Raw genomic sequence first — 25200 nt, 5'->3', positions numbered from 1 at the left:
ACCGCAGGGCCGTGGCCGTGGGCTGCGGCTGTGGTGCCTGCGGGCCGGTCGGACGGCCGGGACCGCGGGCCGCATCCGGGGGGAAAATCATGCGGGGATTCAGCCATCCGGGTCGCACGTTGGCCGCCGGTGCCGCCGCAGTGCTGCTGGGGGTGGCCGGAGCGGCCTTCGACACGGCGCCGGCGTACGCCGGCGACACGTACGTGGAGGCCGATCCGAGCACGGTGCACGCCGGTGGCCGGGTGGCCATCCGGGCCAGCTGCGGCGACGACAACCGGAGCCAGGCGACGGTCGAGTCGGATGCGTTCGGGCGGCTCATCGTCACGCCGGACCAGGGCATCCTCACCGGGGCGGTGACGGTGCCCGGCAGCAAGCGACCGGGCCGCTACCCGGCGGACCTGCAGTGTCAGAACGGCAACACGGCGACCACCACGTTGACCGTGACCAGCACGGCGCATCCGACGCGCGGACCGGATGCCGGCGGCGGGGGTACCGCCTCGGCCAGCACCGGCACCGGCGGACCGATGTTCCTCGTCGGCGGAATCGCGGCGATCGGAGTGGGCGTCGGGATCGGGCTACTCGCGCTGCGTCGTCGGCGCGCTGACGGCGCCTGACCAGCGGGCGGCCAGGTGGCCGGTTCCGCACCCGACGGCGGGCGGGCCCGCGGCTGGGCGGTGGCACTCATCACCCAGATCGGCGTCGCCGGGACCACGGCACACGCGATCACGCCGCCGGTGACGACGTACGGCAGGGCTCGGCCGGCGCCGACCGAACAGCCGGTGGCCACCCTGCCGGCGATCCCCGGGACCGCGCGGGGGGTGGCCCGGGCGCCGGTACGCGGTGTGGCCGCGGTGCCCGGTGGCAGCCGGCACCCGGGCGACCAGCGACGCCTCGGCGGCAGCCGGCATCCCGCTGGCCATCGACCGACCGGATCTGGCGGCCGTCGGGGCGGGTGGCGAGGCGGACGGCAGGGCTCGACCGGTCCCGGGCGCTCCGGCGACCGGGGCATCCGGGGGCGGGGCGGCCAGCTGCGCTGGAACCGGGCGGCGCTGGTCCTGATCGTGCTCGGGGTGTTCGCCACCGGTCTGGGATTCGAGCGGATCACCGGCACCTCGCTGGCCCAGTGGCTGCCGGGCAACTACCGCCCGCCGCCGAGGGACTTCCCGGTGATGGCGGCCAGCGACCCGGTCAGCATCGCCATACCGGCGTTGAGCTTGCAGGCCGCCGTGCACGACGTGGGCCTGGCCGCGGACGGCACCATCGAGGTGCCGGAGCTGAACCGCCACAACGAGGCCGGGTGGTACGTGGCGAGTCCGACGCCGGGTGAGAAGGGTCCGGCGGTCATCGTCGGCCACGTCGATACCCGTACCGGGCCCTCGGTGTTCCACCAGGCCGGCACGTTGCACCCCGGGGCGCAGATCCAGATCCGGCGGGCGGACGGGTCGGTCGCGGTGTTCGAGGTCAACTCGGTGGAGCAGTTCGACAAGTCCGCGCTGCCCGCCGACCGGGTGTACGGCGACTTCAGCCGGCCCGGACTCCGCCTGATCACCTGTGGCGGCCAGTGGGTCGGGGGTGGCACCGGGTATGCGGACAACGTGGTGGTCTTCGCATCCCTGGTCGATGCCCGCAACGGCTGACCTGCCGCAGAGCTCAGGCGGCGGCGCTGGCTTCCGGGGCGACGCCCGGCGCCGGCCCGGCGATGTCGAGCCAGTCCGCCCACCGCGGGTCGGGCGCCCGGTGGCCGAGAACCCGCCATGCGGTGCCCTTGGGCGCGGCCGGCGGGGTCGGCAACCGCCAGCCCAACTCCGCTGGCGTACGGTCACCCTTGGTGTGGTTGCAGCGGGCGCAGGCGGCCACCACGTTCTCCCACACGTGCCGGCCGCCTCGGCTGCGTGGGAAGACGTGGTCGATCGTCTCGGCGGCCCCCCGGCAGTAGGCGCAGCGCCAGCCGTCCCGGGCGAAGATCGCCCGCCGGGACAGGCCGACGTGTGTGCGGTACGGCACACGGACGTACCTGGTCAGCCGGACCACGGACGGCACCGGCAGGCAGTGCCGGGCGCTGTGCAGCATGCCCTCGCCGTCGGCGACGCACACCGCCTTCGCGGACAGCACCAGGATCGCGGCTCGCCGGACCGAAACGACACACAGTGGCTCGTACGTTGCGTTGAGCACCAACGAACCGGAGCCCACCGTGGGTCGTATGTCAGGCATCCCGCTCACCCTCTCGGTGTGTCCCACCAGCTCCTAGCGCCGACAGCTGAACTCGGCACGATCCGGCCGTCGGACCGTGACTGGTGGCGGCGGACTGCCAGCACCCGTGCGCCAATAGTCCCCGATAGATGACCCGAATGCACGTACTATTCGGGCCTGACGCATCAGGCGTTCGGTGGATGGTGGGTGGATGGCCTGTTCCGCCCGATTCCGCCGATGATGTGGGGTGGCCACCGACCGGACCGGACCATGCGGTACGAAGTGACGGTGACGGTACGTTCGCGCGAGGCCGAGCCGCAGCCTTCGGCGAGTCCGGAATGCCCGGGCGAGGATCCGCTGTGCAACCAGGTGTACGAGTGGACCGGTCTGGACTGGCTCGCCGAGGGAAGTTTCTACCTGCTGGTGAAGCCGGTCCGGATCGTGTTGATCCTGCTTGCCGCGGTGGTGCTGCGCCATCTGCTGCACCGGGCGATCCGGCGGCTGGTGACCAGCACCTCGACGGTCTCCGACCCGGCCATCCTGCGTCCGTTACGGGAACGCGCGCCGGCCGGTGGCAACGGGGTGTTGCTGCAACGGCGGCGGCAGCGGGCCGAGGCGATCGGTTCGGTGCTGCGCAGCCTGGTCAGCGCGGTGGTGTTCGCGCTCGCCGTACTCCTGGTGCTCAGCGAGCTGAGCTTCAACCTGGCGCCGTTGCTGGCCAGCGCGGGAATCGCCGGCCTGGCGCTCGGGTTCGGCGCACAGTCTCTGGTGAAGGACCTGATCGCCGGTCTGTTCATGCTGCTGGAGGATCAGTACGGGGTGGGCGACACGGTTGATCTGGGCGAGGCGACCGGTGTGGTCGAGTCGGTCGGGCTGCGGATCACCACGGTGCGCGACGCCCGAGGGGTGCTCTGGTACATCCGCAACGGTGAGATCATCCGGGTCGGCAACAAGAGCCAGGGCTGGGCGATGGTCGTGGTCGACATGCCGATCGGGTTCGCCGACACCGAGCAGGCCACCACGGTGCTGCGGGACGCGGCGCTGGCCGTGGCGGCCGACCCGGAGCTGGCGGAGCACTTCGTGGAGCCGCCGGACGTACTCGGCGTCGAGCAGATCACCATCGACGGGGCGGTGCTGCGCACCGTGGCGAAGACCACCGCGGAGGGACAGTTCGTGGTCGGTCGCCAGCTCCGCCGGCAGCTGGCCGCCGCACTGCACACTTCGGGAATTTCCGCGCAGATCGTCGCAGGACGGATGTTCATTGCCAGACCCGGCGGCGAGCAGGAGTCCGCCGGCTCGGGCGGGGCGACCTGAGCGCGCCACCGTCCAGCCCGGATCCATCAGCCGATGAGCAGGCGTTTCGCACCGGATGGTGGTGAGGTTGTCATCCGAATGTTTAGTCAGACTGACGACAAACCAGCCGTTCACACTAGCCAGATGTCACCCGATCGGGCATGATCCGGGACGAGTGTCATCGGAGTGTCACCGCCACTTCGCTCAACCGTACGTCCGGGGCGTTCCCCGGCAGCACCTGCCACGAACAGGGGTTGCCGAGAACGATGGAGGCGCAGTCCGTGTCCGACGAGGCACATCGAGCCGGCAGCCCGGCCACCTTTCGCGAGGTGTTTGCCGGAGATGAGTTTCGTTTTCTCTATGCCTCGGTGGCCCTGTCCTGGATCGGCGACTACATCGCACGGGCGGCGGTCACTGTCCTGGTCTACCGGCAGACCGAGTCGGTGGCGTTGTCCGCTGCGGCCTTCGCGGTCAGCTTCCTGCCCTGGTTGATCGGTGGCCCGTTACTCACCACCATCGCCGAACGTCACGCGTACCACCGGGTCATGATCGTCACGGACCTGGTCCGGATGATCCTGGTCTTGCTGGTGGTCGTGCCGGGCCTGCCGGTCTGGGCGATGCTCGCGCTGCTGTTCTGCACCACCTTGGCCAACCCGCCGAACCAGGCCGCCCGGTCGGCGCTCATGCCGCTGGTACTCACCGGTGACCGGCTGATCGTGGGCCTCTCCCTGATCACCAGCACCAGCCAGCTCGCCCAGGTCAGCGGCTACGTCGCCGGCGCGGCGATAGCCGCGGTCAATCCTCGGGCGGCGCTGGTGTTCAACGCGGCCACCTTCGCCGTCTCGGCACTGGTGATCCGTCTCGGCGTCCGGGCCCGGCCACCGGCCACGGCGGCCAACGGACGACAGCACCTGCTCCGGGAAACAGCCGACGGCTTCCGCCTGGTGTGGGGCACGGACGTGCTGCGGGCGATCGCGGTCCTGGTCTGGACCGTGCCGTTGTTCGCCATCGTGCCGGAAGGCCTGGCCGCGGCGTGGGCCGCCGAGCCCGGGCTCAGCGAGCCGGAGCGCGGCCTGGCTCAAGCTCTGATCATGGCGGCGAGCCCCACCGGCTACATTCTCGGCGGTCTGCTCATCGGCCGGCTGGTCCGCCCGGACCGGCGACGGCGGTTGATCCGGCCGTTCGCCGTACTGGCTCCATTGGCGCTGGCACCGACCCTGTTCGATCCGAGCCCGCCGGTCATCGCGGTACTCGCCGCGATCTGCGGCTTCGCGGTCGCCGGCTTGATGCCGGTGGCGAACGGGCTGTTCGTGCAGGCCCTACCGCACGGTTACCGGGCCCGGGCGTTCGGCGTGATCGCCACCGGAATGCAGGTCGGCCAGGGTTTCGCGGTCCTCGCCACCGGGATTCTCGCCGACCGCTTCGCCATTCCGACAGTCGTCGGATTCTGGAGCCTTGCCGGCGCGGCCTTGATCACCCTGGTCGTGCTGCGCTGGCCTGGCGAGCAGCGCTTCGACGCGGCGATCGCCGCCGCTGCCGCCGCACCCGCGCCGCCGCCGGCGGCACAGGCCGCGGCGGCAGCCGCGCCCGGCCCGTCCCAGGCCGCCACCCCTGGCCCGAGGCCCGGCGTACCGCAGACCCGCGGGCACAGCCGGCTGGACAGCAGCGGCGGCCAGCCGTCGAGCGAAGTCGGCAGCGTCTGAGCAGGCGGACGAGCAGCGCGATGGTGCCGGTGCCGGGCGCGTCGTGGCCAGCTGCGCCGAAGCTGGCAGGATGGAGAGGTGACCGCATCAGATCCTGCCAGTGGTACCGCGCGAGATCCTGCCAGTGGTACCGCGCCAGATCCTGCCAGTGCTACGGCCGGCACGGCGCCGGGACCGGACGATGCCGCGCCGACCTTCTTCGCCGCCGTCGGTGGTGAACCGACCTTCCGTCGTCTGGTCGACGACTTCTACGCGGGCGTCGCCACCGACCCGTTGCTGCGCCCTATGTATCCCGAAAAGGAGCTGGGCCCGGCGGCAGACCGGCTGACGATGTTCCTGATGCAGTACTGGGGTGGCCCGGGGACGTACTCGCAGCAGCGGGGCCATCCGCGGCTGCGGATGCGGCACGCTCCGTTCCGGATCGGGCCGGCAGAGCGGGACGCCTGGCTGCGGCACATGCGCCGGGCGGTGGACCGGCTCGGGCTGCACCCGGAGTTGTCCGACCTGCTCTGGGACTACCTGGAACGCGCCGCGTACTTCATGGTCAACCAGATGGAGCCGGTGGTGCCTACTGGCCGCGACCTCGCCGCCGGCGACTGACGGTTCGGCAGCCGGCAGCGAGGTGGTCCAGCGGACGGAAGATCGGGTCAGGCACATGGCCAGGACAGGTGACGACTGATCGCAACGGATGGCGGCCGGATCGGGACGGGCGAGCCGGGACGCGGCAGGTGCCCGATCGGGGTGGACCCGACGGCACTTACAGCAATGCGCCCTCGTCGTGCAGCCAGTCGACGAAGGTGGTCGCCACCGCCGCACCGCAGTCGAGCACCTCGACCAGCAACGCATCGTGCGCGCCGGCGGCGAGCGGGACCTGCAGTTCGGCGTAGATCGGCAATTGCCCACGGTCGGTGGGATCGCCGACGTACGCCTTGCAGAACCGCCGGGTGTGGTTCCACTCGTTGACCACCCGGTAGGCCCGGTCGGCCCAGTCCGGCGGGACCGTGGAGTGCGGGCGGGTGCGCACCACGAGGATCTCGTCGTCGGGTCCTTCGAGAGTGAACAGCACGGCGTGCCGTTCCCACATCGCCAGCAGGCTGCCGTCGCCGTCGGCGAGATAGCGCACGTCGAGCAGGTCGAGCGCCTCACCGATCCGGCGTAGGGTCACCGGCGCGACGTGCGGTGAGAGATCCTTCCCCGCCGCCGCGCCGGACACCGGCGGCGGGCACGGTAGGCCGGACGACTGCCTGACCGGCCCTAGTTCGGTTGACGTACGGGACGTCTGCTCCGGCGCCCGCGGGGCGGGCGGACCCACCCGGACGCCACCGTCCGTCCCTGACCTGCTTCGGGTGTCCGGCTCACCACCACTTGCGTGACCGGAGCGCCATGACCACCACGGCATTATGCGCACCTCACTCCCCAGCGGATCCGGTCGCCTACATTGCGTCGGATCCGAGGCACGACGGTACCCGGATAGCCGTGTCGAGGCACCCCCCCAACGGCCGCACCGATCCGGAGGTATGAACAGCCATCATACTTTCGTATGATTCATCATCGACACAAACGTCAGAGCATTGACCCTTTGTATCCAACCAACTCCAAATGGTGCATCCAAGGCTACCCAATGTCCCACCCGCCGTACCCGGACTCCGAACGACGCTGACCCGGTCAGCGGCTGTGCCGAAGCCGTACCGAGGAACCCCATCTGGATCACCGCCTGCACCAGACGTTGCGGCACCTCGACCCGCTCGGCAGGCGGGCCCTCGGCGGTGACCACGATGGCGACGTGATCGAGCAGGGCGTCCCGCAGCGCGCGCTGCCCGACCGCCCGACCGCCCACCCCGTGCACGGCGGCGGTACGCAGCGTGCCGGCCGCCGCCGCGGCCACCCGCCGTACGTCGTCCACCGCCACCGTTTCGACGACGCGCGGTGCCCCGGCGGGCAGCGGCCACCGCCATGCCCCGTCCTGACGCGGGGGCAACGCGGAGCGCACCGCCGTCACCTCGGCGAGCAGGGCGGCGGCCGAGACGGTGGCGTCCCCCGGCCCGGCACCGTCGACGGTGCGTTGCACCAGCACCGACCACGGCAGCCGGGACCACAGCTCGGTACGCCCGCTACCGGCCGAACGCAACCGCACCACGGCGGCCGGATCCAGCCGTACCAACCGGGACAGGAAGGCCCCGGTGTCGGCCAGTCCGGTGAGCCCGTGACCGGCCCGCCCGTCGCCGCTCGCCGCAGCAGGGTTCGCCGGGTCCGTCATCAGGCACCGGCGACGTCGCCGCAGTACGGCAGCAAGAAGGCCCGTTCCGCCTCGGTGAGCCGCCGTGGGCGGCCCTGGCCGAGGTCGAACGGAACCAGGACCGAGCGGGCCCGGCTGACCAGCACGTCGCCGTCGAACATCTCGTACGCCACGGTGAACCGGGACGCCTGAATCTGTTCGATCCACAGCTCGATCCGCACGCTCGGTGCCTGCTCGGCGGTCTCGCGCCCCAACCGGTAGTCGACCGGACGCAGGTAGTCGATCTCGTGCCGGCGAATCAGCACCCCGTCGGCGAACGAGTCGACCCCCCAGGCCCGGCCACCGGAGAACATCAGCGCCACCCGGGCCTCTTCGTAGAGGGTGAGGAACCGGGCGTTGTTCAGGTGCCCGTACGCGTCCAGGTCGGACCATCGCAGCACGGCGTGGAACGTGTATCGACGCGGGCCAGGCTCGGCGCCGCTGTCCGGCCTGGCCAGCGGCACCGATACGGGCGTCACCGCATCAGTCACGGGTCAGCTTGCGGTAGGTGACCCGGTGCGGTCGGGCGGCCTCGGCCCCGAGCCGGTCGATCTTGTTCTTCTCGTACGACTCGAAGTTGCCCTCGAACCAGAACCACCGGGCCGGATTCTGCTCGTCGCCTTCCCAGGCCAGGATGTGGGTGGCCACTCGGTCGAGGAACATCCGGTCGTGGGAGATGACCACCGCGCACCCGGGGAACTCCAGCAGTGCGTTCTCCAGGCTGGACAGCGTCTCGACGTCGAGGTCGTTGGTCGGCTCGTCGAGCAGCAGAACGTTGCCACCGATCTTCAGCGTGAGTGCCAGGTTGAGCCGGTTGCGCTCACCGCCGGACAGCACCTTGGTCGGCTTCTGCTGGTCCGGGCCCTTGAAGCCGAACGCCGCGACGTACGCTCGCGAGGGCATCTCGACCTTGCCGACCATCAGGTGGTCCAGCCCGTCGGAGACGACCTCCCACACGGTCTTGCTGCTGTCCAGCCCGGAGCGGTTCTGGTCGACGTAGGACAGCTCTACGGTCTCACCGACCCGGACCTCGCCGCTGTCCGGCTGTTCCAGCCCGACGATCGTCTTGAACAGCGTGGTCTTACCCACGCCGTTCGGGCCGATGATGCCGACGATGCCGTTGCGCGGCAGCGAGAAACTCAGGTCGTCGATCAGCACCCGGTCGCCGAAGCCCTTGCGCAGGTGCACGGCTTCGATGACGGTGTTGCCCAGGCGCGGGCCGGGTGGGATCTGGATCTCCTCGAAGTCGAGCTTGCGGGTCTTCTCCGCTTCGCTGGCCATCTCCTCGTAGCGGTCCAGCCGGGCCTTGGACTTGGTCTGGCGCGCCTTGGCGTTGGAGCGTACCCACTCCAGTTCCTCGCCGAGGCGCTTCTTCAGCTTGGCGTCGCGCCGGCCCTCGACCGCCAGCCGGGCGGCCTTCTTCTCCAGGTACGTGGAGTAGTTGCCTTCATACGGCAACGCGCGGCCGCGGTCGAGTTCGAGGATCCAGTTGGCCACGTTGTCGAGGAAGTACCGGTCGTGGGTGATGGCGACCACGGTGCCGGCGTACTTGGCCAGGTGCTGTTCCAGCCAGTGCACGCTCTCCGCGTCGAGGTGGTTGGTCGGCTCGTCGAGCAGCAGCAGGTCGGGCGCTTCCAGCAGCAACTTGCACAGCGCCACCCGGCGCCGCTCGCCGCCGGAGAGGTTGGTCACGTCGGCGTCCGGCGCCGGGCAGCGCAGCGCGTCCATCGCCAGTTCGAGCTTGGAGTCGACGTCCCAGGCGTCGACGTGGTCCAGCTCCTCCTGCAGCTGGCCCATCTCGGACATCAGCTCATCGGAGTAGTCGGTGGCCATCTGCTCGGCGATCTTGTTGAACCGCTCCAGCTTGGCCTTGGTCTCCGCGACCGCTTCCTCGATGTTGCCGAGCACGGTCTTGGCGTCGTTGAGCGGCGGCTCCTGGGCCAGCAGGCCGACGGTGTAGCCGGGCATGAGCCGGGCCTCGCCGTTGCTCGGCCGGTCCAGCCCTGCCATGATCTTGAGCAGGCTGGACTTGCCGGCGCCGTTCGGACCGACCACACCGATCTTGGCACCCGGCAGGAAGTTCAGCGTCACGTTGTCGAGCACGACCTTGTCGCCGTGCGCCCTGCGCGCTCTGTCCAGGACGTAGATGAACTGGGCCACGGTGCGGCCTACCTCCAGAACTGTTGTGGGACCGCCGGCGAATGTCAGCGGTCGGAATACGTCGGCGGTTCTGACCTGGCGGCCTCGGCGCGGTCCCGCGCGGTAGGGCGACCGACCGGGCGCCATGGCCAATCCTGACAGGTGAGGCCGCCCTGCCGCACCTCACCCCACCGGTGCCGGGCGGATCGGGCCGCCCGAGGTGTTACCTACCCCATCGCGCCTGCTGGTTTCGGTGTCCTGTTCCACAGGGCATCAACAGGGGGACGGGGTCCCCCCGCCCTCTCCGCACAGTACGCTCATGGGCGGTCCCGTAATCACCGGAGGTGTACGGAACGTGACGGTTCGGAGCTCATTCGTAGTGGTCGCCAACCGCCTGCCGGTGGACGAGGTGACGACCTCGGAGGGTCGCCAGTGGCGACGAAGTCCCGGCGGTCTGGTGACCGCCCTGCACCCAGTGCTCGCCCAGCACAAGGGCACCTGGGTGGGATGGGCCGGCGGAGCTGGCGCGGCACCCGAGCCGTTCGATCTGGAAGGCATCCGACTGCATCCGGTTCCGCTCAGCGCGGAAGAGTTGGAACGCTACTACGAGGGCCAGTCCAACGCCACCATCTGGCCGCTCTACCACGACGCCGTGGAGACACCGGCCTACAAGCGCCGCTGGCGGGAGGCGTACCGGGTGGTCAACGCCCGGTTCGCCGAGGCCGCCGCCGAGGTCGCCGACGAGGGCGCCACGGTGTGGGTCCAGGATTACCAGCTGCAACTGGTGCCCGCCATGTTGCGAGAGATCCGACCCGACCTAAGGATCGGTTTCTTCCTGCATATCCCGTTCCCACCGATCGAACTGTTCATGCAGATGCCGCAGCGGGCCGAGATCCTGCGCGGCCTGCTCGGCGCCGATCTGGTCGGCTTCCAGCAGCGGTTGGCCGCGCAGAACTTCGTCCGGCTGGCCCGGCACCTGCTCGGCTTGCGCTACGAAGGGCAGATGATCCAGGTCGACGGTCGCAAGGTCAAGGCCGGCGCTTTCCCCATCTCGATCGACGTGCCCGAGATGGAGCGGATGGCGCACGACCCCGCGGTCGAGGCGCGAGCCAAGCAGATCCGCGCCGAGCTGGGTGATCCCAAGACGGTCATCCTCGGGGTGGACCGCCTCGACTACACCAAGGGCATCGAGCTACGTCTCAAGGCGTTCCGGGAACTGCTTGCTGACGGAAAACTGACAGTTCCGGATGCGGTTATGGTGCAGGTGGCCACGCCGAGTCGCGAGCGGGTCGAGCACTACCAGGCACTTCGCGTCAAGGTTGAGCGCGAAGTTGGCCGGATTAATGGCGAATTCGGAAGAGTCGGTGTGCCTGCGGTGCACTATCTCCACCAGTCGTACAGTCGCAGTGAGCTCGCCGCGCTCTACCGCGCGGCCGATGTGATGATGGTGACACCACTGCGAGACGGAATGAACCTGGTGGCCAAGGAGTACGTCGCGGCCCGTGCCGACACCGGCGGCGCACTCGTACTCAGTGAGTTCGCCGGCGCCGCAACGGAGCTGCGTCAAGCGTTCCTGTGCAACCCGCACGACCCGGACGGCGTCAAGGACGCGTTGCTGCGGGCGGTACATGTCGACAGTTCCGAGGCCCGGCGGCGGATGCGGATCATGCAACGCCACCTGCGGACCCATGACGTCGGCCACTGGGCCCGCTCCTTCCTCACAGAACTCGGTGTGCCCGAGACGGAGGAATGAATGAGAACGTCCGTCCTTGACGGGGACGTACGCGCGGCCGCGGATCAGATCGATCCCGCGCTGCGTGCGGCTATCGGGCGGATCGCCCGGATGCCGATACTTCTGGTGGCCTGCGACTACGACGGGACCCTCGCACCGATCGTCGAGGACCCGACCAAGGCCGTGCCGCTGCCGGAATCGGTCGCGGCGGTACGCGCCTTGGCCGCGTTGCCGCAGACCACGGTCGCCGTGGTCTCCAGCCGGGCGCTGCGTGACCTGGCCGCACTGTCCCGGTTGCCCAGCGAGGTGCACCTGGTGGGCAGCCACGGATCCGAGTTCGACATCGGATTCGTGGAGCGGCTGGCGCCCGAGCAGCTCCAGGTCCACTCGCAGCTCAAACGGGAACTGCGGCAGCTCATCTCGGGACGGCCCGGCGCCCGGCTGGAGGTCAAACCGGCCAGCGTCGCGGTACACACCAGGGGCGCCGATCCGCACGTCGCCGCAGCCGTCGTCGAAGCGGTCCGATCCGGCCCGGCGGCCTGGCCCGATGTCACGGTGACCGAGGGCAAACAGGTCATCGAGCTGTCGGTGGTCGCCACCGACAAGGGCACCGCACTGGACCAGATCCGCACCCAGACGTCGGCCAGCGCGGTGTTGTTCATCGGTGACTCGGTCACCGACGAGAGCGCGTTCGCCAATTTGCACGGCCCGGACGTGGGCATCAAGATCGGCGATGGTGACACCCGGGCGGACTTCCGGGTGGCCGAGCCGATCGACGCGGCACGGGTGCTCGGTGTGCTGCTGGAGACCCGCCGAACCTGGCTGTTCGGCGAGCACGCGGTGCCGATCGAGCGGCACTCGATGCTGGCCAACGGGCGTACCGTGGCCCTGCTCACGCCGGATGCGAAGGTGACCTGGCTCTGCCACCCCAAGCCCGACTCGTCGGCGATCTTCGCCGACCTGCTCGGCGGCGCTCCGGCCGGGCACTTCGCGGTCGCCCCCGCGCGCGGCGGACTGCCGCTCGGGCAGCGCTACCGTCCGGGCACGATGACGGTGGAGACCCGCTGGTCGGGGCTGACCGTCACGGACTGGCTGGATCATCCACCCGCCGAGCCGGCCACCGGCGAGACGGTCGTGCTGGACGCCGACTCCACGCTGATCCGGGTGCTCACCGGCAGCGGCCAGGCCCGTCTGGAGTTCTCCCCGCGTCCCGAGTTCGGCCAGGTGGCGGTGCAGTTGCAGCCGCTCGGCGACGGGCTGCTGGTGCTCGGATCGAACCAGCCGGTCGCCCTCTACTCCCCCGGCGTGCAGTGGGACGTGGTCGACGACAGCGGGCGGGAGAGCGCCCGCGCCCTGGTCGACCTGTCCGAATTGGGGGGCATGCTCACCTTGGAGCTGCGCTTCGGCTCACACAGCTTGGAACACCACACCATCACCGTGCAGCAGCGGCAGAGCGCCGCCGAAGGGCCCTGGCGGGAGTGGGTACGCGGTCTGCGGCTGCCCAACACCGGGCGGGAGTTGGTCGCCCGCAGCGCGTTGACCCTGCGCGGGCTGTGTCACGAGGCGAGCGGCTCGATTCTCGCCGCCGCCACCACCTCGCTGCCCGAGGAGCTGGGCGGGGTACGCAACTGGGACTACCGCTACTGCTGGCTGCGCGACGCCGCGATGAGCGCCCGCGCGCTGGTCGATCTGGGTTCGCTGGCCGAAGCGGAGGCCTTCCTGCGCTGGGTGGACGGCTGCGTCGAGCGCACCGGCGGGCACCCGGAGCGGCTGCACCCGCTCTACACCGTGGAGGGCTTCGAGCTGGGTGCCGAAGCGGTCATCGACACCCTGCCGGGCTACTCCGGCTCGCGCCCGGTGCGGGTCGGCAACCTGGCCAACCACCAGCTGCAACTGGACGTCTTCGGGCCGATAGCGGACCTGCTCGCGGTGGTCGCCGATGCCCGCGGGTCGGTACGCGAGCAGGAGTGGCGGGTCCTGGAGGCGATGGTGCAGGCGGTGGAACGCCGCTGGCACGAACCGGACCACGGCCTGTGGGAGGCCCGGCTCGCTCCCCGCCACCACGTCTACTCCAAGGTCATGTGCTGGATGACCGTCGACCGGGCGCTGCACATGGCCCGGCGCCACGGCACCGGCGATCGGCCGGACTGGGTGGAGCTACGCGACCGCATCGGCCGCAACATCCTGGAGTACGGCTGGCACGAGAAGGTCGGCGCGTACACGGTCGCCTATGGCGATGCGGAGATGGACGCGTCGTCGCTGTGGATCGGGCTGTCCGGGTTGTTGCCCGACGACGATCCGCGCTTCCTCGCCACCGTGCTGAAGGTCGAGGCCGATCTGCGCAGCGGCCCGGTCGTCTACCGCTACCGCTGGGACGACGGTCTTCCCGGCCGGGAGGGCGGCTTCCACATCTGCACCGCCTGGCTGATCGAGGCCTACCTGCGCACCGGACGGCGCGGTGACGCAGAGGAGCTGTTCGAGCAGATGGTCGCCACCGCCGGCCCGACCGGGCTGCTGCCCGAGCAGTACGACCCGCTCCTCGAACAGGGGCTGGGCAACCACCCGCAGGCGTACAGCCATCTGGGCCTGGTCCGCTGCGCCCTGCTGCTGGACGACATGCTCACGTTCTGATCGCGCCGGCCGCGGGAGCACCCGAGCACACCGGCGTGAAGCAGGTCCGGCCGCCGCTCCCCCGGCTGCCGGGCCGACCGGCCGGACCGACCGGCCCGAACAGCCGGCCCGAACAGCCGCCCGGTCAACCGGATATCGGCTCCAGCACGCCCACCACGTCACCGACCACCACCACCGCCGGTGGCCGCAGCCCTTCGGTGGCGACCACGTCGGCCACCGCACCCAGGGTGGCCGTGACCCGCCGCTGCGCCCCGGTGGTCGCCTCCTGCACGACGGCTGCCGGAGTGTCCGCCGCCCGTCCGCCCGCCAGCAGCACGGCGGCGATCGTCGGTAGGTTCTTCAGCCCCATCATGATCACCAGGGTGCCGCGCAGCCGGGCCAGCGCCGACCAGTCCACGAGGGACTGCGGGTGGCCGGGCGGCAGGTGTCCGGAGACCACGGTGAACTCGTGGGCGATTCCTCGATGGGTGACCGGGATGTCCGCCGCCGCCGGGGCGGCGATCGAACTCGTCACCCCGGGCACCACCGACACCGGCAGTCCGGCCGCCAGGCAGGCCTGGAGTTCCTCGCCGCCACGACCGAACACGTACGGGTCGCCACCCTTGAGCCGGACCACGGTGGCACCGGCCACGGCGCGGTCGACGAGGATTCGGTTGATCTCCTCCTGCGCGGCCGCCGGCCCGTACGGGATCTTGGCCGCGTCGATCAGCTCGACGTCGGCCGCCAACTCGTCCAGCAGCAGACCGGGCACCAGCCGGTCGGTGACCACGACATCGGCCTCGGCCAGCAGCCGGCGACCCTTGACGGTGATCAGCTCCGGATCACCGGGCCCGGCACCGATCAGGATCACCCGCCCGGTCCCCGGGTTCGCCGCGTCGGCGGCCGGGCCGGCCGTGTCGGCCGCAGCCCCGCCGGCGGTCGGCGGGGCGGCCACCGGGATGCTGCGGTCGGCGAGCCGCGCGGCGATCGCGTCGCGGACCCGGACCGCCCGCTGTGGGTCGCCGCCGCCGAGCACGGCAACGGTGACCGGCCCGTGCCGGGTCACCGCCGGAGTCCAGGCACTCGCCTCGGTGCGATCGTCGGCCCGTACGCAGAAGATCCGCCGGGGTTCCGCCGCGGCGGACACCTCGGCGGCGGCCGTCGGGTCGTCGACGGCGACCTGCACCAGCCAGGCTCCCTCCAGATCGGCCGGCTCGAAGCGGCGCGCCCGCCAACGCAGCCGGCCGGCGTCGGCCAGGCCGTGCAGCGCCGGAGTGAGCCGGGGTGCGACGACCAGTACGTCGGCGCCGGCGTCCAGCAGGGCCGGCACCCGTCGGGTGGCCACCGTACCCCCGCCGACGACCAGCACCCGACGGCCGTCGAGCCGAAGCCCCAATGGGTACAAGTTCACTTCTCGGAGACTCCCGCCGAATCGAACGTGGCCACCTCGTGCAGGACCCGTACGGCGCTGGCGACGATCGGCAGGGCCAGCAGCGCGCCGGTGCCCTCGCCGAGGCACAGGCCCAGATCGACCAGCGGTTCGAGGCCGAGTCGACGCAGGCCCACGGTAGCGCCCGGCTCGGCCGAGCGGTGGCCGGCGACCATCGCGTCCCGGCACGGCGGGGCCAACGCCGCCGCGACGAGCGCGGCGGCGACCGCGCTGACCCCGTCCACGATCACCGGTAGCCGGCGCGCCGCCGCGCCGAGGATGAACCCGGCCAGGGCCGCGTGCTCCAGCCCGCCGAGCGCCGCGAGGACCCCGACCGGACCGGCCGGACCGGCCGGATCTGGCCGGTGCCGACGCAGCGCGGCCTCGACGACCGCGACCTTGTGCCGGTACGTGACATCGTCGACGCCGGTGCCCCGGCCGGTGACCGCATCGGCGGGCGCGTCGGCGAAGGCCGCGATCAGGGTTGCCGCCGCGGTCGTGTTGGCGATGCCCATGTCCCCGGTGAGCAGCACCCGGGCCCCGTCGTCGGCCAGCTGCCCGGCGACCCGGACGCCTACCTCGACGGCGGCCCGCGCCTCGTCGCGGCTCATCGCCGGACCGCTGGTCAGATCACCGGTACCCGGCCGGACCTTGGCCGGTACCAACCCGTCGGCCGGCTCCAACGGTACGGCGACGCCGACGTCGACCACGGTAACGCTCGCCCCGACCTGGCGGGCGAAGGCGTTCACCACCGCCCCACCGGTGAGGAAGTTGGTCACCATCTGCGCGGTCACCTCCTGCGGCCAGGCAGTCACCCGCTGCCGGTGCACCCCGTGATCGGCGGCGAAGACCGCGACCGCACCCGGTTCGGGTAGTGGCGGCGGGCACGTCCCGGCCAGGCCGGCCAGCCGTACCGACAACTCCTCCAGCGCACCGAGCGACCCGGCGGGTTTGGTCAGCCGGGTGTGCAGCGTCCGGGCCTGGGTCATCGCGCCGTCATCCGCCGGTCGGATCGCCGCCAGGGTCGCGTCGAGCATCAGTCCTCCAGGATCGTCGAGCATCCGTCCAGGATCTCGGCCAGCACGCGGATGAATGCGTCGGTGGTGGCAGTGTCCCGTACCGCCACCCGTAGCCAGTCGGCGCCCAGACCGGGGAAGGTGTCGCCGCGCCGCACGGCGTACCCACGTCGACGCAGCAGGTCGCGCAGCCGCGCCGCCCCGGTCACCCGGATGAGGACGAAGGCGCTGGCTGGTGTGCCGGCCACGGTGACTCCCGGCAACGCGGCCAACCGGCGTACCAGGTGCGCCCGGTCGGCGGCGAGCGCGGCGGCGATCCGGCGTTCCGCGCCGACCGCCCGGCGGCTGGCGCAGATCCGCGCGGCGACCAGCGCCGGCGTCGACACCGGCCACAGTGGCTGGACGGCGGCCAACCGGCGCAGCAGTGGCGCCGGGCCGAGCAGGTAGCCGATTCGCAGCCCGGCCAGTCCCCAGGTCTTGGTGAGGCTGCGCAGCACGACGACCGGGCCGGGTAGGTCGCGCCGCTCGGCGAGCGACTGCGGCTCGCCGGCTGCGCCCGCCGCGCAGGTGGTGTCGGCGAACGCCTCGTCGACGACCAGGGTCCGGCCGGGCCGGGCGAGCGCGGCCAGGGTGTCCGCCGGGTGCAGCACCGACGTCGGATTGGTCGGGTTGCCCACCAGCACCAGGTCCGCGTCGGGCGGAATCAGCTCCGGTTCGAGGGCGAATCCGGTCTCCGGGCGTAGCAGGACCCGGTCCACCCGGTGCCCAGCCTGGCGCAGCGCCGCCTCCGGCTCGGTGAACTGCGGATGCACCACCACTGGCCGGCGGGCCTCGCGCAGCGCCTGGGCCAGCAGCACGAAGCCTTGCGCGGCGCCGGCGGTGAGCAGCACCTCGTCGCGGTCACGCCGGTGCCGGGCGGCCACCGCCGCCACCGCCGCCGTCTGGTCGGGGTAGCGGGCCAGCGTGGCCAGGCTGGCGTGGATCGGCTCGGCCAGCCAGCGGGGCGGCGGGGCGGCCCGGACGTTGACCGCGAGATCGATCAGGCCAGGGGCGACCTCGACGTCGCCGTGGTGGCCGAGGTCGTACTCGTGCATGACCGGGATAATGCCCGGCGAGCAGGGGCTGAATCGACGAAGAGTGACTCTCGTGACACGATTCGCTTTCTGATTTTTGACCTTTTGGTCATATTTTGTGGCTGTCCGGCTTACGTTCGGCTGGTGAGCATGCGCACCCGCAGGCCCGTCCGTCGTGGCCGCCTCGTCCAGTTGATCCGTGCCGGCCTGATCGCCGGGGTCGTGGTTGCGGCGGCCGGGTATCCGCTCGCCGCGGTCGCCGGTCTCACCGTGATCGCCAGCACCCGGGCCATCGACCAGATGCCCACCAAGCTGCGCGAGACCACGCCGGCCCAGACGTCGTACGTGTACGCCGCCGACGGCAAAACGTTGCTGACCATGTTCTACGAAGAACACCGTAAATACGTATCTTTGACTGAAATGTCACCGTTCATCCAGCAGGCGATTGTCGCCTCCGAGGATGTCCGGTTCTACCAGCACTCCGGGGTCGACCCGAAGGGCGTCGCCCGGGCATTCGTCGCGAACCAGCAGGCCGGCGGGGTGTCCCAGGGCGGCTCGACGCTGACCATGCAGTACGTCCGGCTGGCCCTGCAGCAGAACGCACAGAGTCCGCTGGAGCTGCAGGCGGCGACCGCGCAGACCCCGGGTCGCAAGATCCGGGAGATCCGGATCGCCATGGAGTTGGAAAAGCAGATGTCCAAGGCGGAGATCCTGGAGCGCTATCTGAACGCCGCCTACTTCGGCCACCGGGCGTACGGCATCTACGCGGCAGCGGAAATCTTCTTCTCCAAGCATCCACGGCAGCTGACCGCCAGCGAAGCCGCGCTGATCGCCGGACTGGTGAAGGCCCCGTCAGAGTACGACCCGGCAACGTCGGACCAGGACGCCGCCACCGAGCGACGCAACTACGTGATCGACCGGATGGTCGACCTCGGCTACCTGTCCCCCGCTGCGGCGCAGCGTGCCAAGGCGGACCCGATCGAGCTGAACCTGAGCACTCCGCCCAACGAATGCGTGTCCGTGCCGGGCGACCACAACGACTGGGGTTTCTTCTGCGACTACCTGAAGTCGTGGTGGATGGGGCAGAAGGCGTTTGGTGGCAGTCCCTCGGAGCGGCTGGCCAACCTGCGCACCGGCGGCTACCGGATCGTCACCAGCCTCGATCCGGGCATCCAGAAGGTGGCTCAGGAGCAGGTCACCTCCCGTGAGTCGATCGGCAGCCCGTTCGCGCACGGCCTGGTCGCGGTCGAGCCCGGCACCGGGCAGGTCAAGGCGATGGCGGTCAACCGGGTCTACTCCCTCGATCAAAGCGGCAACGGCCCCCACTCCAACGCCAGCCTGCGCGGCACCGTCAAGGGCAACTACCCCAACACGGTGACGCCCCTGCTCGGCGGTGGCGATCTGCCCGGCTACCAGGCCGGCTCGACGTTCAAGATGTTCACCATGCTGGCCGCGCTGGACGCCGGCATGCCACTGCGCAGCGGATTCAACGCGCCGCACCGGATCATGTCCATCTACGACGGCGGCCAGGGCAGCAGTAGTTGCGGCGGCCGCTGGTGCCCGAGCAACGCCGACGGATCGATGTCCGGGTTCCACTACATGTGGTCCGGCTTCGGCAAGTCGGTCAACACCTACTTCGTCTGGCTGCTGCAGCAGGTGGGTGCGGAGAAGGCGGTGCAGATGGCGGAGCGGCTCGGGCTGCGCTGGCGCACCGACGTCGACCGGCGCAACGCCTCGCCCGCGTACGCCGACAAGTGGGGTGCATTCACCCTCGGTGTCTCCGACGTGACGCCGCTGGAGATGGCCAACGCGTACGCGACGATCGCCGCCGATGGCAGCCACTGCGAGGACTCGCCGGTGCTGTCGGTGGAGAATCCGGACGGCACCCCGGTCACGTACCGCATGCTCAACGGAGTCGAGGTCGAGGTCGCCACGCCGCGCTGCCACGCCGCGTTCTCCCCGGACGTGGCGCGGGCGGCGACCGACGCCGCCCGCTGCCCGGTGGGCGACCGACCGGCCGCCGGTGGCTGCGGTGGTTGGGCCACGGCCGAAGGCGTCGCCAAGGCCGTCGGCCGCCCGGTCGCCGGCAAGACCGGCACCACCGACAGCACCCGGTCCGCCTGGTTCACCGGTTACACCCCCGAGCTGTCCGTGGCCAGCTTCATCGCCGACCCGGACAATCCGTTCAACGCGGTCGGCGACTGGCAGTCGCAGAAACCGGTGGACTCGGCCGCGGGCACGCTGAAGAACGCGCTCAAGGACCGGCCGGTACGCCAGTTCGCCCCGCCGTCAGCCGAGATCGTCGGCTGAGTGCACCAGCGGCGGCCCGGTGCCCGCACCGTTCGCGCCACCGGCCGCACCCACACCAACTCCTCCTGCGCCACCGGCTCCCCCCGCACCGGCTCCCCCCGCACCGGCTCTCCCGGCGCTGGCAGCGGCGGTGACCAGCCGGCGAGCGATCCCGGGTGAACCGGCCCAGTGCAGGATCAACTGCGAGGCGTGCACCCGCCGCCAGACGAAACCCTCCGGAACACCGTTGCCCCAGGTCCAGGCCGGACTCTGGCCGGCCCGCGGACTGACCGCCACCTGGTGCTGCTTGTAGCCGATCACGCGGGCACCCAACGCCGCGATCGGGGTGTTGGCCCGCGAGGTCGCCTCCCGGTAGCCGACGATCATTCGATCCGTGGTGGCCGCTACGGCACCGAACACCTCGGCCATCGGCCGGCCGTCGCACTCGCGTACGAGCCAGAGCAGACCGGTGCCCTCGGCAAGCACCGGCCGGCCGGAGCGGGCCAGGTCGGCGACCGCGACGGTGAGCGCCCGGTTGGCGGACAGCTCCGGCAGGTAGCCCTCAGGCAACCCGCCGGGCAGCACCAGCGCCGCGGTCGCCTCGGGCAGCGACTCGTCGCGCAGTGGATCCACCGGTACCACCGCGCCACCGGCCGCGGTGATCAGTTCGACGGTCTCCGGGTAGCCGTAGACCAGTTCCGCGGTGCCGGCGACGGCGATCACCGGGCGGCGCGCCGGAATCGGATCGGTCGGGTCGGTCCCGGACGCCGCCTCTGCCAAGGCGTCCCCGGCCGACCAGGCCGGTACCGGCAGCTGCGGAGCCGACCGGGCCAGCCCGAGCACCCGGTCGAGGTCGACGGCCGCATCGACCGCCTCACCCAGGCGCCGGATCAGCCGGACCGCGTCGATACTGTGGTGCGCGACCGGCACCACGCCGGCACTGCGGCCGATCGCCGGCGGCAGCTCACCCCGGTGCAGCACGCCCAGCACCGGCACCCCGATCTCGTCGAGCGCGTCGGTGAGCACCTGCTCGTGGCGGGGCGAACCGACCCGGTTGAGGATCACCCCACCCAGCCAGAGCAGGTCGTCGTACGCCCGGAAGCCGTGCACCAGGGCACCCACCGACTGGCCCATGGTGGCCGCGTCGACCACCAGCACCACCGGCGCGCGCAACGCCCCGGCCACGGTCGCGGTGGACGCGCTGTCCGCCCGGTTGCCGAGACTGTCGAACAGCCCCATCGCGCCGGCGAGCACCGCGATGTCGGCACCGGCCGCACCGTGTGCCAGCAGCGGGGCGATCCGCGCCGTACCGACCAGCATCGGGTCCAGGTTGCGGCCCGGTCGCCCGGCCGCGGCACCCAGGTAGGCCGCGTCGGTGTGGTCGGGACCGACCTTCAGCCCGGCCGTACTCAGGCCTCGCTCGCGCAACGCGGCCAGCAGGCCGATCGCGACGGCGGTCTTGCCGTGTCCGGAAGCGGGCGCGCTCACCACCAGGCGGGGCACGGATGGCATCTGTTGCTCCTCGTACGCGAGTGCGGGACCGGGTGTGCGCGAGCTGGGCCGGTCACCGCCGCGGGTGCAGGGGGACAGCCGCAGCACGATACCGGGTAGCCTCCGTCATGTGTACCGGTTCCTGCTGACCCCGCGCTGGCTGGGTTACCTGGCGCTGGCGCTCGCCGGTGCGTTGGTGATGGTTCAGCTGGGCAATTGGCAGCTCGACCGCTACCGCCAGCGCAGCGCGATCAACGAGCGGATCGACGCGGCGGCGGTGCAGGCGCCGGTGCCGCTGCCCTCGGTGGCCGCCCCGGCGGCCGTGCCGGGCACGGCCGGCGCCACGCCCGCCGACACGGCGACGTGGACCCGGGTGGCGGCGGTGGGCCGCTACGACAGCGCCAACGAGGTGCTGGTCCGCAGCCGTACGGTGCAGAGCCGGGTCGGGTTCGAGGTGCTCACCCCGCTGGTGCTCGCCGACGGCTCGGCGGTCCTGGTCGACCGGGGTTGGATCCCGCCGGGTGCCGGCGGCGCCATCGCCCAGCCGCAGGTGCCGCCGACGCCCGCCGGTGAGGTCACGGTCACCGGGCTGCTGCGCCAGCCGGAGCCGATGTCCGGGTTGGTGACCCGCCGCGACGGCAAACTGGAGACCCGCCGGATCGCGCCCGCCGCCATCGCCGCCGAGCTGCCCTACCCGATCTACGGCGGCTACGTGCTGTTGCAGGCGCAGGATCCCGCCGGCGACCCGGCGTTCGTCGCGATTCCGGTACGACACGAGAACAGCTGGCAGAACGGCGGCTATGTGGTGCAGTGGTGGGCGTTCGCGGCAATGACCCTGGTCGGGTTCGGCTGGCTGGCCCGCCGGGAGGCACGCGGCCGCCGCCCGGGCGGACGCGACCAGAGCGGCGTACACGACCAGAGCGGCGACCGGCTGGCCGGGCGGTGACCCCGACCGGGCCGCCGGACGCGCTCGCCCGGCGGCTCGGCACCGGTGACGCGGTCGTCCTGGGCCTCGCAGCGATGATCGGGGCCGGCGTGTTCGCCGTGTTCGCACCGGCAGCCGCAGCGGCGGGTGCCTGGCTGCCGCTCGCGCTCGGGACCGCCGCCGGGGTGGCGTACTGCAACGCGATGTCGTCGGCCCGGCTGGCCGCCCGCTATCCGCAGTCCGGTGGCACCTACGTGTACGGCCGGGAGCGGCTCGGCGACTTCTGGGGCCACCTCGCCGGCTGGGGATTCGTGGTCGGCAAGACCGCCTCCTGCGCGGCGATGGCGCTGACCGTCGGGGTCTACCTGTTCCCGGACCAGGCTCGGCCGGTCGCGGTCGCGGCGGTGCTCGCGCTCACCGTACTCAATCTGTTCGGCGTGCACCGTTCGGCGCTGGCCGCCCGGATCATCGTCGCATTCGTGCTCGCGGTGCTGGCCGCGGTGGTCGGCGCCGGGTTGGCCGCCCCGGCGGGCGACGCGGGCGGGACCGGCCCGCTCGGCGGGGTGGGCTCGGTGGGCGGGCCCGGCTGGGGGGTGCTGCAGGGCGCCGGGCTGCTGTTCTTCGCCTTCGCCGGGTACGCCCGGATCGCCACGCTGGGCGAGGAGGTCCGAAATCCTCAGCGCACGATTCCCCGGGCGATCCCGATCGCGCTGGGGTTGGCGCTGGCCACGTACGCGTTGGTGGCGTTCGCCGTACTGCGCGTACTCGGGCCGGCCCGGCTGGCCGAAACGACGGCACCGCTGGCCGAGGCGGTCGCTGTCGCGGGTGCCGACGCTCTGGTGCCGGTGGTACGGGTGGCCGCCGCCATCGCCGCGCTCGGCGCGCTGCTGGCGTTGATCCTCGGCGTGTCCCGGACGGTGTTCGCGATGTCCCGTGGCCGGCACCTGCCGGCCGGGCTGGACGCGGTGCATCCCCGCCGGCAGGTGCCGCACCGGGCCGAGATCGTGGTCGGGACCGCGGTGGTCGCCGTGGTGCTCTTCGCCGACCTGACCGGGGCGATCGGCTTCTCCTCGTTCGGGGTGCTGATCTACTACGCGGTCGCCAACGCCGCCGCGCTCACCCTGCGCCGCGACGAGGGCGCGCTGCCGAAGGTCGTGCCGCTCGTCGGGATCGCCGGCTGCCTGCTGCTCGCCGCCACGCTGCCCGGCACGGCGGTGCTGACCGGGCTGGCCGTCTTCGCCGTCGGCGTCATCGTCTGGTGGGCCGGCCGCCGACGTTTCGGGCGATCGCGCGCAGGGTACCCGGACACCCTCCCTCCCAGATAGGGTTGTGCGCCCGGCGGTCCGGCGGCTGCCGGGCGCACACCATCGGGCTGGTCGCCCGCCGTCGCGGCCTTTCGGTCACAGTCCCCGATCGGTCACAGTCCCCGGGCCAGCCGGTGGTACGCCTGGTTCCAGCGCAGCTCGGCGGCGAACCGGCGGGACGTCGTGTCGGCGTCGATGACCGCGAGTTCGGTGCCGGTCATCTCGGCCAGGTCGTGCAGTTCATCGACGCCGACCGCCTGCGACAGCACGGTGTGGTGCGGGCCGCCCGCGGTGAGCCACGCCTCGGCCGAGGTCGGCAGGTCCGGTTTGGGCCGCCAGACCGCCCGCGCCACCGGCAGTTTGGGCAGTGGCTGTGCCGGCGGCACCACCTCGATCTCGTTGGCCACCAGGCGGAACCGCTCGCCGAGGTCGGCCAGGCCGAGCACCACCGCCGGGCCGGGTGCGCCGTCGAAGACCAGCCGGACCGGGTCCTCGCGGCCGCCGATGCTCAGCGGATGGATCTCCACCGACGGGGTGTCCGCCGCGATGCTGGGGCAGACTTCCAGCATGTGCGCGCCGAGGATGAGCTCGCGCCCCGGCGTCAGGTCGTAGGTGTAGTCCTCCATGAACGACGTCCCGCCGGTGGTGCCGACCGACATCGCCTTCAAGGTGCGCACCAGCGCGGCGGTCTTCCAGTCGCCCTCGCCGCCGAAGCCGTAGCCGTCGGCCATCAGCCGCTGCACCGCCAGGCCGGGCAGTTGCCGCAGCCCGCCAAGGTCCTCGAAGTTGGTGGTGAAGGCCCGGAACCCGCCGGTGGTGAGGAACTCGCGCAGGCCCAGCTCGATACGGGCGGCGTACCGCAGCGACCCGTGCCGGTCGCCGCCGGGGCGCAGCGCCCGGTCCACCCGGTACTGTTCCTCGTACTGCGCGGTGAGCGCCTTGACGTCGGTGTCGGACACCGCGTCGACGACCGCGACGAGGTCGTTCACCCCGTACGTGTTGACCGAGACGCCGAAGCGCAGTTGGGCCTCGACCTTGTCGCCTTCGGTGACCGCCACGTTGCGCATGTTGTCGCCGAACCGAGCCAGCTTCAGCGACCGCAGCCGAGTGTGCCCGATGGCCGCACGGGCCCACTGGCCGATACGCCGGGTGACCCGGGGGTCGCTGACGTGGCCGGCGACGGTCTTGCGCGCCACGCCGAGCCGGGTCTGCACGTAGCCGAACTCGCGGTCGCCGTGCGCGGCCTGGTTGAGGTTCATGAAGTCCATGTCGATCTCGGACCAGGGCAGCGCCACGTTGGCCTGGGTGTGCAGGTGCAGCAGCGGCTTGCGCAACGCGTCCAGCCCGGCGATCCACATCTTGGCCGGCGAGAAGGTGTGCATCCAGGCCACCACGCCGACCACCTCCGGCGCGGCGTTGGCCGCCAGACAGACCCGCAGGATCTCCTCCGGACTGGTCAGCACCGGCTGCCAGACCACCTCGACCGGCAGGCCACCGGCGGTGCCGAGCCGCCCGGCGATCTCCTGGGACTGGTCAGCCACCTGCTGCAGCGTGTCCGGTCCGTACAGCCCCTGACTGCCGGTGAGGAACCACACCCGGTCCGGCCGCGTCCCTGCCTCCATCACCACACCACTCTCCCAGTGAAGCCCGTCGCGGGCAGCGGTCGATCGCCGCCCGCAGCTGTCGCCGACCCCGAATCTGTGCTCGCCACGCCACTGCCCGCAGGCACGC

Annotated in this window: 20 protein-coding genes; 10 read left to right on the top strand and 10 right to left on the bottom strand. The window is 71.6% G+C overall.

Annotation, left to right across the window (positions count from 1 at the left end; all coding sequences use genetic code 11):
- Positions 1–89 precede the first annotated feature (89 nt).
- Both ACN27F_RS26675 and ACN27F_RS26670 read left to right on the top strand, forming a co-directional pair.
- Positions 90–614 (top strand): hypothetical protein, encoded by a 525-nt coding sequence (locus ACN27F_RS26675; RefSeq protein WP_421438015.1) that lies wholly within the window; start codon positions 90–92, stop codon positions 612–614.
- A gap of 15 nt (positions 615–629) precedes the next feature.
- Positions 630–1637 carry a class F sortase gene (locus ACN27F_RS26670; RefSeq protein WP_421438013.1) on the top strand — a complete coding sequence of 336 codons (1008 nt, stop codon included), beginning with the start codon at positions 630–632 and terminating at the stop codon, positions 1635–1637.
- Between the two features lie 13 nt (positions 1638–1650).
- On the opposite strand, the gene ACN27F_RS26665 is transcribed toward ACN27F_RS26670, so the two are convergent.
- Entirely contained in the window at positions 1651–2211 is a 561-nt protein-coding gene (locus ACN27F_RS26665) for an HNH endonuclease (protein WP_421438011.1), read from the bottom strand.
- A gap of 249 nt (positions 2212–2460) precedes the next feature.
- Here ACN27F_RS26665 and ACN27F_RS26660 point away from each other — a divergent pair, with 249 nt between their 5' ends.
- From ACN27F_RS26660 to ACN27F_RS26650, 3 genes are all read left to right on the top strand, one after another.
- Positions 2461–3504 carry a mechanosensitive ion channel family protein gene (locus ACN27F_RS26660; RefSeq protein ID WP_421438009.1) on the top strand — a complete coding sequence of 348 codons (1044 nt, stop codon included), beginning with the start codon at positions 2461–2463 and terminating at the stop codon, positions 3502–3504.
- 245 nt (positions 3505–3749) lie between these two features.
- Positions 3750–5186 carry an MFS transporter gene (locus ACN27F_RS26655; RefSeq protein WP_421438007.1) on the top strand — a complete coding sequence of 479 codons (1437 nt, stop codon included), beginning with the start codon at positions 3750–3752 and terminating at the stop codon, positions 5184–5186.
- A gap of 78 nt (positions 5187–5264) precedes the next feature.
- A complete protein-coding gene (locus tag ACN27F_RS26650) occupies positions 5265–5786 on the top strand; it encodes a globin (RefSeq protein WP_421438006.1) in 522 nt (173 codons plus the stop codon).
- A 157-nt stretch (positions 5787–5943) separates the two neighbouring features.
- On the opposite strand, the gene ACN27F_RS26645 is transcribed toward ACN27F_RS26650, so the two are convergent.
- The 4 genes from ACN27F_RS26645 to ettA all read right to left on the bottom strand — a co-directional run bounded on the left by ACN27F_RS26645 (position 5944) and on the right by ettA (position 9621).
- Positions 5944–6585, bottom strand: coding sequence for a YbjN domain-containing protein (locus ACN27F_RS26645; protein WP_421438004.1), 642 nt, complete (start codon positions 6583–6585; stop codon positions 5944–5946).
- Positions 6586–6714: 129 nt separating this feature from the next.
- A complete protein-coding gene (locus ACN27F_RS26640) occupies positions 6715–7443 on the bottom strand; it encodes a hypothetical protein (RefSeq protein ID WP_421438002.1) in 729 nt (242 codons plus the stop codon).
- Entirely contained in the window at positions 7443–7919 is a 477-nt protein-coding gene (locus ACN27F_RS26635; protein WP_421440465.1) for an acyl-CoA thioesterase, read from the bottom strand. Before ACN27F_RS26635 ends, ACN27F_RS26640 begins: the two co-directional genes overlap by 1 nt.
- Before the next feature lie 25 nt (positions 7920–7944).
- Complete coding sequence (gene ettA / locus ACN27F_RS26630) at positions 7945–9621, bottom strand: energy-dependent translational throttle protein EttA (RefSeq protein WP_421438001.1); 1677 nt, start codon at positions 9619–9621, stop codon at positions 7945–7947.
- A gap of 334 nt (positions 9622–9955) precedes the next feature.
- Between ettA and ACN27F_RS26625 the strand changes: the two genes are divergently transcribed.
- A complete protein-coding gene (locus tag ACN27F_RS26625; protein ID WP_421437999.1) occupies positions 9956–11353 on the top strand; it encodes an alpha,alpha-trehalose-phosphate synthase (UDP-forming) in 1398 nt (465 codons plus the stop codon).
- The gene (gene otsB, locus ACN27F_RS26620; RefSeq protein WP_421437998.1) at positions 11354–13963 is read left to right on the top strand and encodes a trehalose-phosphatase; all 2610 of its coding nucleotides are present in this window, start codon (positions 11354–11356) and stop codon (positions 13961–13963) included. It begins immediately after the preceding gene.
- A gap of 124 nt (positions 13964–14087) precedes the next feature.
- Here otsB and cobA read toward each other — a convergent pair whose 3' ends face one another.
- From cobA to cobC, 3 genes are read right to left on the bottom strand one after another with little or no spacing between them, the layout of a single operon-like run.
- Positions 14088–15353 (bottom strand): uroporphyrinogen-III C-methyltransferase, encoded by a 1266-nt coding sequence (gene cobA / locus ACN27F_RS26615; RefSeq protein WP_421437996.1) that lies wholly within the window; start codon positions 15351–15353, stop codon positions 14088–14090.
- The gene (gene cobT / locus ACN27F_RS26610) at positions 15350–16408 is read right to left on the bottom strand and encodes a nicotinate-nucleotide--dimethylbenzimidazole phosphoribosyltransferase (protein ID WP_421440464.1); all 1059 of its coding nucleotides are present in this window, start codon (positions 16406–16408) and stop codon (positions 15350–15352) included. Before cobT ends, cobA begins: the two co-directional genes overlap by 4 nt.
- Positions 16408–17481 carry an Rv2231c family pyridoxal phosphate-dependent protein CobC gene (gene cobC, locus ACN27F_RS26605; RefSeq protein ID WP_421437994.1) on the bottom strand — a complete coding sequence of 358 codons (1074 nt, stop codon included), beginning with the start codon at positions 17479–17481 and terminating at the stop codon, positions 16408–16410. Before cobC ends, cobT begins: the two co-directional genes overlap by 1 nt.
- A 129-nt stretch (positions 17482–17610) precedes the next feature.
- Between cobC and ACN27F_RS26600 the strand changes: the two genes are divergently transcribed.
- The gene (locus tag ACN27F_RS26600; RefSeq protein WP_421440463.1) at positions 17611–19770 is read left to right on the top strand and encodes a transglycosylase domain-containing protein; all 2160 of its coding nucleotides are present in this window, start codon (positions 17611–17613) and stop codon (positions 19768–19770) included.
- Here ACN27F_RS26600 and ACN27F_RS26595 read toward each other — a convergent pair.
- Positions 19750–21261 carry a cobyrinate a,c-diamide synthase gene (locus tag ACN27F_RS26595; protein ID WP_421437993.1) on the bottom strand — a complete coding sequence of 504 codons (1512 nt, stop codon included), beginning with the start codon at positions 21259–21261 and terminating at the stop codon, positions 19750–19752. The genes ACN27F_RS26600 and ACN27F_RS26595 overlap by 21 nt on opposite strands.
- Positions 21262–21370: 109 nt before the next feature.
- On the opposite strand from ACN27F_RS26595, the gene ACN27F_RS26590 reads away from it, so the two are divergent.
- Together ACN27F_RS26590 and ACN27F_RS26585 are read left to right on the top strand one after the other, a co-directional pair.
- Positions 21371–22186: an SURF1 family protein gene (locus tag ACN27F_RS26590; RefSeq protein WP_421437991.1), complete on the top strand. Its 816-nt coding sequence runs from the start codon at positions 21371–21373 to the stop codon at positions 22184–22186.
- Positions 22183–23490, top strand: coding sequence for an APC family permease (locus ACN27F_RS26585; RefSeq protein ID WP_421437989.1), 1308 nt, complete (start codon positions 22183–22185; stop codon positions 23488–23490). Before ACN27F_RS26590 ends, ACN27F_RS26585 begins: the two co-directional genes overlap by 4 nt.
- A 92-nt stretch (positions 23491–23582) precedes the next feature.
- Here ACN27F_RS26585 and araA read toward each other — a convergent pair whose 3' ends face one another.
- On the bottom strand, positions 23583–25091 hold the full coding sequence (araA, locus tag ACN27F_RS26580; RefSeq protein WP_421437987.1) for an L-arabinose isomerase: 1509 nt from the start codon (positions 25089–25091) through the stop codon (positions 23583–23585).
- Positions 25092–25200: the final 109 nt, after the last annotated feature.

Source organism: Solwaraspora sp. WMMB335 (assembly GCF_049179075.1).
In the GTDB taxonomy this organism is placed as follows: Bacteria; Actinomycetota; Actinomycetes; order Mycobacteriales; family Micromonosporaceae; genus Micromonospora_E.
This window is presented reverse-complemented; position numbering and strand designations above follow the sequence as displayed.

Bases quoted from the DNA above. Each gene is read 5' to 3' on its own strand.
- ACN27F_RS26675 (WP_421438015.1), top strand. From the start codon at position 90: ATGCGGGGATTCAGCCATCCGGGTCGCACGTTGGCCGCCGGTGCCGCC.
- ACN27F_RS26665 (WP_421438011.1), bottom strand. From the start codon at position 2,211: ATGCCTGACATACGACCCACGGTGGGCTCCGGTTCGTTGGTGCTCAAC.
- ACN27F_RS26660 (WP_421438009.1), top strand. From the start codon at position 2,461: ATGCGGTACGAAGTGACGGTGACGGTACGTTCGCGCGAGGCCGAGCCG.
- ACN27F_RS26655 (WP_421438007.1), top strand. From the start codon at position 3,750: ATGGAGGCGCAGTCCGTGTCCGACGAGGCACATCGAGCCGGCAGCCCG.
- ACN27F_RS26645 (WP_421438004.1), bottom strand. From the start codon at position 6,585: ATGCCGTGGTGGTCATGGCGCTCCGGTCACGCAAGTGGTGGTGAGCCG.
- ACN27F_RS26640 (WP_421438002.1), bottom strand. From the start codon at position 7,443: ATGACGGACCCGGCGAACCCTGCTGCGGCGAGCGGCGACGGGCGGGCC.
- otsB (WP_421437998.1), top strand. From the start codon at position 11,354: ATGAGAACGTCCGTCCTTGACGGGGACGTACGCGCGGCCGCGGATCAG.
- cobT (WP_421440464.1), bottom strand. From the start codon at position 16,408: ATGCTCGACGCGACCCTGGCGGCGATCCGACCGGCGGATGACGGCGCG.
- cobC (WP_421437994.1), bottom strand. From the start codon at position 17,481: ATGCACGAGTACGACCTCGGCCACCACGGCGACGTCGAGGTCGCCCCT.
- ACN27F_RS26600 (WP_421440463.1), top strand. From the start codon at position 17,611: ATGCGCACCCGCAGGCCCGTCCGTCGTGGCCGCCTCGTCCAGTTGATC.
- ACN27F_RS26595 (WP_421437993.1), bottom strand. From the start codon at position 21,261: ATGCCATCCGTGCCCCGCCTGGTGGTGAGCGCGCCCGCTTCCGGACAC.
- araA (WP_421437987.1), bottom strand. From the start codon at position 25,091: ATGGAGGCAGGGACGCGGCCGGACCGGGTGTGGTTCCTCACCGGCAGT.